This is a genomic window from Ferdinandcohnia sp. SAFN-114 (assembly GCF_059415045.1).
This window is the reverse complement of the sequence record NZ_JBPFDQ010000016.1, coordinates 64,704-73,749: the sequence shown is the minus strand read 5'-3', so window position 1 is coordinate 73,749 and position 9,046 is coordinate 64,704. Positions and strand designations below refer to the sequence as shown.

The 9,046-nt window shown below is 36.2% G+C and carries 9 protein-coding genes; 4 read left to right on the top strand and 5 right to left on the bottom strand.

Annotated features, from left to right (window positions below):
- Nucleotides 1-80 precede the first annotated feature (80 nt).
- On the top strand, nucleotides 81-2,279 hold the full coding sequence (locus tag ACR65M_RS07470; RefSeq protein ID WP_440272991.1) for an ATP-dependent helicase: 2,199 nt from the start codon (nucleotides 81-83) through the stop codon (nucleotides 2,277-2,279).
- Between the two features lie 645 nt (nucleotides 2,280-2,924).
- On the opposite strand, the gene ACR65M_RS07465 is transcribed toward ACR65M_RS07470, so the two are convergent.
- Complete coding sequence (locus ACR65M_RS07465) at nucleotides 2,925-3,263, bottom strand: LapA family protein (protein WP_440272990.1); 339 nt, start codon at nucleotides 3,261-3,263, stop codon at nucleotides 2,925-2,927.
- A 138-nt stretch (nucleotides 3,264-3,401) separates the two neighbouring features.
- On the opposite strand from ACR65M_RS07465, the gene ACR65M_RS07460 reads away from it, so the two are divergent.
- From ACR65M_RS07460 to ACR65M_RS07450, 3 genes are read left to right on the top strand one after another with little or no spacing between them, the layout of a single operon-like run.
- The gene (locus ACR65M_RS07460; RefSeq protein WP_440272989.1) at nucleotides 3,402-4,004 is read left to right on the top strand and encodes a class I SAM-dependent methyltransferase; all 603 of its coding nucleotides are present in this window, start codon (nucleotides 3,402-3,404) and stop codon (nucleotides 4,002-4,004) included.
- 2 nt (nucleotides 4,005-4,006) lie between these two features.
- Nucleotides 4,007-4,291, top strand: a complete 285-nt coding sequence (locus ACR65M_RS07455; RefSeq protein ID WP_440272988.1) for a DUF3219 family protein — start codon at nucleotides 4,007-4,009, stop codon at nucleotides 4,289-4,291.
- Nucleotides 4,292-4,306: 15 nt separating this feature from the next.
- Complete coding sequence (locus tag ACR65M_RS07450) at nucleotides 4,307-5,323, top strand: LLM class flavin-dependent oxidoreductase (RefSeq protein WP_440272987.1); 1,017 nt, start codon at nucleotides 4,307-4,309, stop codon at nucleotides 5,321-5,323.
- Nucleotides 5,324-5,355: 32 nt separating this feature from the next.
- Here ACR65M_RS07450 and ACR65M_RS07445 read toward each other — a convergent pair whose 3' ends face one another.
- The 4 genes from ACR65M_RS07445 to phnD form a co-directional block, all read right to left on the bottom strand.
- The gene (locus ACR65M_RS07445; protein WP_121448585.1) at nucleotides 5,356-6,456 is read right to left on the bottom strand and encodes an AI-2E family transporter; all 1,101 of its coding nucleotides are present in this window, start codon (nucleotides 6,454-6,456) and stop codon (nucleotides 5,356-5,358) included.
- 85 nt (nucleotides 6,457-6,541) lie between these two features.
- Nucleotides 6,542-7,279 (bottom strand): phosphonate ABC transporter ATP-binding protein, encoded by a 738-nt coding sequence (gene phnC / locus ACR65M_RS07440; RefSeq protein WP_440272986.1) that lies wholly within the window; start codon nucleotides 7,277-7,279, stop codon nucleotides 6,542-6,544.
- Between the two features lie 54 nt (nucleotides 7,280-7,333).
- Nucleotides 7,334-8,089, bottom strand: coding sequence for a phosphonate ABC transporter, permease protein PhnE (gene phnE / locus ACR65M_RS07435; protein ID WP_440272985.1), 756 nt, complete (start codon nucleotides 8,087-8,089; stop codon nucleotides 7,334-7,336).
- Nucleotides 8,090-8,100: 11 nt separating this feature from the next.
- On the bottom strand, nucleotides 8,101-8,994 hold the full coding sequence (gene phnD / locus ACR65M_RS07430; protein WP_440272984.1) for a phosphate/phosphite/phosphonate ABC transporter substrate-binding protein: 894 nt from the start codon (nucleotides 8,992-8,994) through the stop codon (nucleotides 8,101-8,103).
- Nucleotides 8,995-9,046: the final 52 nt, after the last annotated feature.

The following is a 9,046-nucleotide window of genomic DNA, read 5'->3' as shown; positions in this document are numbered from 1 at the left end:
TAATGTCACAATACTTATCTCAAGTATTGCCATTTTGGAGGTGTTTTATATTGTCTCACTATTTTAGGTTAGTCCATAACATGAATAAAGGGGAAAGCTTTTTTCATCGAAAAAAGGAACAGCTTGGTGTCCAATTAAATAATGTTCAAAAACAGGCCGTCCTTCATAGAAGGGGACCTTTGCTCTTATTAGCATCACCTGGTTCGGGTAAAACAACCACAACCATTATGAGAATTGGGTATTTAATTGAAGAAGAAGGAGTCCATCCTTCACGAATTAAGGCTGTAACCTTTAGCCGTGCGTCCGCAGCTGACATGAAAGATCGATTTGCTCGCTTCTTCCCGGAACAATCCCTAGACACAGTGGATTTTTCAACCATTCATAGTTTGGCATTCCAGGTCGTACGAGATTATTTGTATAAACAACAAATTTCATATCAATTAATTGAAGGAAATCAAGAAGGTGGACCTAATAAAAAACAACTGTTACGGCAAATTTTTAAATCATTGAATGGTGAGAACATTACGGAAGAACAGCTTGAAGAGTTAACCACCTATATTAGTTATATTAAAAACAAGCTACTTCCTCGTGATGAGTGGGATAAGATTGAGTGTGATATTCCATTAGTCGAAGCCATTTTTGAGGAATATGAAAAGATAAAGAATGCAAATCATAATCATCTTTTACTTGATTATGATGATATGCTGACGATAGCAAATGATGCATTTTCAAATGATGAACCTATTCTGAGGAAATATCAAAATCGCTATGATTACCTCCTAACAGATGAAAGCCAAGATACCTCGCTTGTTCAGCATGCGATTATTGAAAAACTAGTGAAGCCCCACCAAAACTTATATGTTGTGGCGGATGATGATCAATCGATCTATTCTTGGAGAGGAGCGGAGCCGAAGTATTTACTTGATTTTAAAAAAGTATATCCAAGCGCCGTTATCCTTAAAATGGAACAGAACTATCGTTCGTCTAAGGATATTGTTCATGTAGCAAATCGTTTTATCAAGCGAAATAAAAACCGCTATGATAAAAATATGTTCACCGAAAATCCGAATCAAAAGCCGATTGTGATTAAAGAATTTGAGGATTATCGGTTTCAAGCAAAATACATTGTCCAAGAAATTGATCGTGTAGACGAGAAGAAGGATGTCGCTGTACTATATCGGAATAATTCATCTTCCATCAATTTAATCAATGAGCTTGATCGGAGTCAAATTCCCTTTTATATCAAAGACTCAGATAATCGTTTCTTTTCGCATTGGGTCGTTAAAGATGTATTAAATTTTATGAGAATGACGTTTACAGATAAACGAATCGATATTTTTGAACAAATATATACGAAATGTGGATTTTTTCTATCAAGGGAACAATTGTTCGGATTAGCAAAAAAGAAGCCAACGGAATCCATCTTCGATCAACTGCTACAAAATAAAGGTTTAAAAGACTATCAAATAAAACAAATTCAAGCATGCAAAAAAACTTTCCAACAAATGAAAGGGACAAAGCCACTTAAGGCGATAAAACTCATAAGAAATCAACTTGGCTACGATAAAACACTTAAAGAAATGAGTAAGAAGCTTGGATTTAAAACGGATTATTTATTTGGTGTGCTTCAAACACTTGAGGAAATAGCAGATACTCTTGAAACAATGGAACAATTCGCTGAACGACTAAAGCATTTAGAAAATCTATTAAAGACGTCAAAGTTTAATAAGAATAAAGATGCCATTACCCTTTCTACTTTTCACAGTTCAAAAGGGCTTGAGTTTAAAAAGGTGTATATGATTGATTTGATAGAAGGTGTGATTCCTTCACATGACGAGATTAATGCATATAAAGAGGGTAACCGTAATTTAATGGAAGAGGCAGTCCGGTTGTTTTATGTAGGAATGACACGCGCGGAACAGGAACTCGAACTATTATCCTATAAAAAACAAAATGGGAAAGACGTTACAGGTTCACGATTTGTCGCAAATGTAAAAAATATCATCTCTCCACCGGTTAGAGTCGAAAAGGCAGTACAAAAGAAGAAGCCGGTACGTGAAAAGACGGTAGTCCCTTATAATCCAAATGCGATTAAAAGGGGAGACGACATCGAAGAGGGAATGGCTGTAAAGCATCGTGTATTTGGTCACGGAACAATCTTGTCGATTACTGGTGAAAGAATTGAAATTCAATTTCAGAAAGAACGAAAAGCACTGCTCCTTGAAACTTGCTTAGAAATGGGGTTATTGGAGCCGGCGGATGTGGTGAAGGTAAAATAACGGTAACCATAAGTTGAAGACTAAATTTCTTCTAAAACTGGCAACTATGATAATCTTCGTTGCCTCGATGAAGATCTTAACTCAATTAATATGAGCCTTTATGTTCTTCATAACCTCTATGAAGATCATAACTCTTTTAAATGGCAGTCTTTATGTTCTTCATTACCTTAATGAAGATCATAACTCTATTAAATATCAGACATTCTGTTCTTCATAACTTTGATGAAGAACAGAACTCTTATAAATGACAGACATTATGTTCTTCATAACCTTGATGAAGATCATAACTCTTTTACAATTCAGCCTTTCTGTTCTTCATAACTTTGATGAAGAACAGAACTCTTCTAAATGACAGACATTATGTTCTTCATATCTTTGATGATGATCATAACTCTATTACATTTCCGCCTTTATGGTCTTCATAACCTTGATGAAGATCATAACTCTTTTACATTTCAACCATTATGTTCTTCATAACCTTAATGAAGATCTTAACTCAATTAAATATGAGCCTTTATGTTCTTCATAAACTCGATGAAGATCATAACTGTTTTAAATTGCAGACATTATGTTCTTCATCACTCTGATGAAGAACATAACTCTTATAAATGACAACCAATAACTTCTTCATACCTAATAATGTCATCATTGATTTTGATTCTCCGACTCGTCCTCATTAGCCTTTTCTGAAGAATCATTACTTTTTTTCTCTACTGGTTTTTCCTCAACTTTTATACTCTTAAGTTGTTCAATTTCTTTCTCTAGCTTTTTAATTTGACGTTGCTGCCTATATTGACGAAGAATCCCAAACATGCCCACGATTAAGCCTCCGAGTAAGGCTGAACCCAAAATAATTAAAATAAGCGGGATTTCTGAATAACCAAACACATAATTAACTCTAACAGAATCAACGTTCACTACCGCAAAGATTGCTACAATAAGTGCAAATAATAGTCCTAAAATTAAATTCCACTGGAATCTCAAAACATACAACTCCTTAACCAAGGTTATTTTTATCTTACCCATTTTAGCATTACATGTTCCTACTGCATACCAATTATTCGAAAATCATAACCCTCTTATTATATAATCTAGGTAATTGAGGCTAATGGAGTTGAAAGAATGAGTTCATTATTTCCGTCGCTATACGATTTTTTTATGAAACCACTTGAAAAAAGAAAATTCATCTCAATTCGTCGCCGTTTGCTCAAAAAAGCAACTGGACAAGTACTCGAACTAGGTTCAGGAACAGGTATCAATTTCCCGCTTTACCAGAACGTTCAAAGTGTCACCGCAATCGAACCTAATCCACTAATGACAGAGAGAGCTGTTAACAATAAATCACAAGCTATTGTGCCGATTGACATTGTTCAAGCAGGTGCTGAAAACTTACCTTTTGAAGATGAAACATTTGATACTTTAGTAGCAACACTTGTGTTTTGCACGATTCCAGACGCTGAAAAAGCGATACTAGAAATGAAAAGGGTTTGTAAACCAAATGGAACAATTCTCATGTTTGAGCATGTAAAAATGAGAAATCCATTTTTATCAAAACTACAGGATTGGCTTACCCCTGCTTGGAAAAAAGTATGTGATGGATGTTGTTTAAATCGGGAAACAGAAAAACTCGTGAGTCAAAATGGATTAAAAATTATCGAACGTAAAGAATTTTATGGAGGATTATTCATTGTAATGGAAATAAGAAATAGTAAAGAGGAGTGCTGACAATGGTTAACGAAATTTACTTAGACGATTATAAATTGAACATTATAGATTACGATGAAGAAATAAAAAATGGGTTATTGTTAGTGAAAGTTAATTTCAACGTAACAACCGAAGAATACCATGATGTAACAACATTATTATACAAAGGAATTTTTCACTTAAAAGTGCCAGATCAACATATAGATTGTAAAGTGAATTTCCAGGAATACTCAACTTCTATCACGAATCTTTATGAAAAAGAACAGATTGGACTTTTCAGACTGACTCTTTGTGAAATAGAAGAATAGAAGGGAGTCAAAAATATGCGATTAAGTATTTTAGATCAAGCTCCCATTTCTGCAAATCAAACACCACAAGAAGCATTGGTGGAATCAATGAAACTAGCCCAAGCAGGGGAGCGATTAGGATATATTAGATATTGGATTGCTGAGCATCACGACTTAACAGGATTAGCCTGTCCTGCACCTGAGGTGATGCTTGGTTATATTGGAGCTCATACCAAATCAATTAGAATCGGTTCTGGCGCTGTTTTACTCCCTCACTATAAACCTTATAAAGTAGCTGAGGTCTACAACATGCTCGGAACACTTTTTCCCGGTCGTATTGACATCGGAATTGGAAGGGCTCCTGGTGGTTCAGCAGAAGCGGCCAATGCATTATCTGATAATTTTTTGCAACAGGTTTGGAAAATGCCCGATTTAATTGATATGCTTTTACATTTCATACATCGTGATTTTCCACCTGGCCATGAATTTGCAAACGTAAAAGCTGCTCCAATCCCAGAAACACCGCCAGTTCCTTGGCTTTTGGGAACAAGCAAAAAGAGCGCTATACTTGCTGCTGAAAAAGGGCTAGCTTACACCTTTGGGTTATTTATGAGCGACAATGACGGCGAAGAGATTGTGAGAGAATATCGTAAAAACTTTATAGCGCGAAAAGAAGGAGACAAGCCACAAGTAATTGTTACAGTTTCTGCCATTTGTGCTGAAACACAGGAAAAAGCCGAAGATATTGCGTTAAGTTCTTATATATGGGGAAAGCAAAGAGATAAGAAAGAAGGTAGCGGGGGAATCCCCTCCATTTCAGAAGCGAAGGAATACCTAAAAAAGGAAAATCTTTACAAGGGTTTTGAAAAAATGAAACAAAAAGTCATCATTGGAGACCCAATGGAAGTGAAGAATAGACTCTTTGAGCTTCAACAAGCATATCAAGCCGATGAACTAATGATCGTAACCATTACACATTCTCCTAAGGATCGACTCAAATCCTATGAATTAATAGCAAGAGATTTTAACCTTAAAAATATTTTATCAGACTAAAAACCACGGAACATAAGTCCCGTGGTTTTTATTTAGACATCTGTTGTTAGTTCGGCCTTCTTCTTGGCTTTCAGGAACTTCACAATATTGATGACAATCGTTTTGATAACCGCATAGGTTGGAATGGCTAGGATCATTCCTAATACTCCTGCCAGATTTCCAGCTGCAAGTAAAAGAATAATAATCGTAGCAGGGTGTGTATCCAATGTTTTACCAAGGATAAGTGGAGAAAGCACATTCCCTTCAATTTGCTGAGCGACGACAATCACTAAAACGACTAACAATGCTTTCGCAGGTGAGTCAAATAAACCAACAATGACTGCTGGTGCACCACCGAGAAATGGTCCGACATACGGAATAATATTCGTCACTGCAACAATTAATGCCATAACAAGTGCAAACGGTAAGTCAATAATTAAATACCCAATAAATGATAGGGTTCCAACTGCTAAAGCTACAGTAACTTGCCCTTGAATATAAGCAGAGAGTGTCTCACCGGTTTCTTTTAAGATGGTTAAAGCCTCGTCTCTATAATCGGTAGGAAAAAATCTTGCAATTGCTTGAGGGAAACGGTCGCCATCTTTGAACATATAAAACAAAAGGAACGGCACAGTCACAAGAATAATTGCAATATTCGTCACAAAGCCAATAATTTGCGTTATACCACCGGTTATACGGTTTGGAAGAGTATTTGCAAAAGCAATTAGCTTTTCTTCAATCGTTTTTAAAAGTTCCTGTTGTTCATCTTGAATCCACTTAAATTCCGAGGACTTTGTTACATTCTCAAAAAAGTCCATCACTTGGTTGGCATAACCAGGTAGGGCATTACCTAAGGCGGAAAATTGTTTTGTAATAACCGGGACTAAGTTTCCGACTGCTAACATTATTAACCCAAAAAACGCTACGTAAATAATGATGATCCCTATACTCTTTGGAACTTTATGGCGATGTAGAAATTTGACGACAGGATTTAATAGAAAATAAAGAAATCCAGTAATCAAAATTGGGAAAAAGATGGTAGAGAAAAACACACCAATTGGTTCAAATAGAAAGGTAATTTTCGTTGAAACATAGATAATCGTTAAAATCAAAAGGATCTGAATAAGCCAATATTGTAATTTCTTTTTCGTCAAAGCATGTACCTTCTTTTCTATTAATATAAAAAATTATATCAATTCAAGAAAAAGAAAACAATTACTTCCTCTCAATGGATATTTTTCATAAATGGTATGTTTGTCTATAAATTTCTTCTGTAAAATGTTCAGGTTTTCCGTCAAAAATGATTTCACCACTTTTTAGAGCTATAATTCTTGAAGCAAATTGTTTTGCTAATTCAACATCATGTAGATTCATAACGGAAAGGAGACCATGGCGCTCATGCAATTCCTTTAATAAAGAGATTATACGATTAGCCGTGCCTGGATCTAAGCTTGCCACCGGTTCATCTCCTAAAAACACACGAGGTTTTTGTAATAAAGCGCGTGCAATTCCAACACGCTGCTTTTGACCACCACTTAAATGCTCAATCCGACGATTTTCAAATTCAGAAAGACCGACAACTCCTAACACACGTTTTGCTTGATCAATTTCTTCGTTCGAAAAGATCCCGAGTAAATTCCTCATAGAACTCCGATAACCAAACATCCCTGTAAATATATTTTGCAATACGGTCAAGCGGGGAATGAGGTTAAAATGCTGAAAAATCATTCCGATTTCTCTCCGTACGAGGCGCTGTTCTTCACTCGTTTTATTTGTAAATCGTTCTCCATCAAAAAATACTTCACCACTTGTTGGCTGTTGAAGACCGTTCATACAACGAATAAGCGTTGATTTACCCGCACCGCTTTTACCAAGCACACACACAAATTCTCCTTCAGTTAGGTGAAGATTTACTGTTTTCAATGCAGGTCTATTTGTATTTGGATAGTACACCGTTACATCCTTCAACTCAATCATTACACACATACCCCATTCAAAGCGTCATTGCTTCTTTGTACAGATTTATCAACTTCAAATCACTTTATTCCGAACATAACTTCCAAACGAGTCCACAATAATGACAATTACCATGATGAGTAAAACGTCCAACGATACAGATGAATATTGAAAACTTTTAAAGTCATTAAAAAGACGCTGCCCAATTCCGCCACCTCCAATAAATCCGAGTATGAGGGAAGTGCGGATCGCAACCTCAAACCGATAAAAATATTGTGATAAGACATTTGGCCAAATTTGCGGTAGGATGCTAAAAAGAGATGCTAACCAGTTTTTTGTTCCAACAGCTCTCATCGCTTCCTGTGGACCGGGTTCAGCTGATTCAATCAATTCGGAAATTAATTTTCCAAGAACACCTATATTGTGAAACATTATAGCTAACACAGCAGGAAAGGGGCCAAGCCCCAGTGCCGTTAATAAAATCAATCCGAACACAATTTCCGGTATTGAACGGACAAAGCTCATTAAGATCCGGACTACATTGTAAATTATGCCCGATGGAGAGGTGTTCTTGGCCCCAAGAAAGCTAATCGGTAACGCGATGATAAGCCCGAAAAAACTTCCTAGAAATGCCATCGCAAGGGTCTCAGCACTATCCCATAACAATAGAGGTAATGCTGTAAAATCAATAGGAAACCATTGTGAAAGAAAATCTATCATATTTCGAAAATCACGAAATTTTGATAAGTCGAATTCGGTTAATCTCATACTAACAAAAATTGCAATAACCAATAGAACTACAGTTAGAAAAGTAGTTCGTTTAAACCACATATGAATCAGCTCTATTCATTAATAATTCCTTGTTTGATTGCAGCTTTCCGGATGCTCTCATAGTCCTCATCCGTTGCTTCTGTAAAACCGCTCGCGCCAAACGCTGCTAATATTTCTTCATCTTCAATGGCTAAGAAGGCATCTTTAAGTTTTTGAATGGTTTCGTCATCAGTATCTTTATGTACAGCCCATGGGTATTGAAACAATTTTTCAGATTGCCAAATTGTTTTAATTAACGAACCATCTACTTTTCCAGATTCAACTAACTGATTATAGATTGCACTATCGATAGCTCCTGCACCGACTTGTTGATTTTGTACCGCTAAGGCTGTGGCATCATGTGAACCAGTATATCGAACCGTTTTAAAATTGTGCTCATCTTCAGATTTAAACACACCTTGATCTTGTAATTCGATAGAAGGAATGAGAGAGCCTGAGGTTGAGTTAATATCACCAAAAGCAAAATCAATTTCTTTTGAGTTAGCGACCAAATCTTCTATCGAATTTAAAGGACTGTCTTTATGAGTAATGATATAAGAATGGTAAAATGGCTCACCATCAATCAATTGGGTGATGATCGCTTTTGCACCGCTTTTTTCGTGGGCCACAACATAGGTTAATGGACCAAAATAGGCCATATCAATTTTGTCATAATTCATTGCCTCTACTACACCGTTATAGTCTGGATACACTTCAACTGACACGTCACGGTTTAATTTTTCCGTTAATACAGTCTGAAGCTTATCCATCGCTGTCTCCATTTCGCCAACTGTTTGGACTGGAATGACTCCAATTGTAAAAGATTCTTCTTTCTCATTTTCGTTTTCATCACTAGTGTTTGAACCACAAGCCGTAAGAAGGAGGGTTAAAACTAGGAAGAGAACATAAATCGTTTTCGTTTTCAAATTTGACACCTCATTTTGTAAATTACATTAAAGTTAAAGGTATTATTTCCTA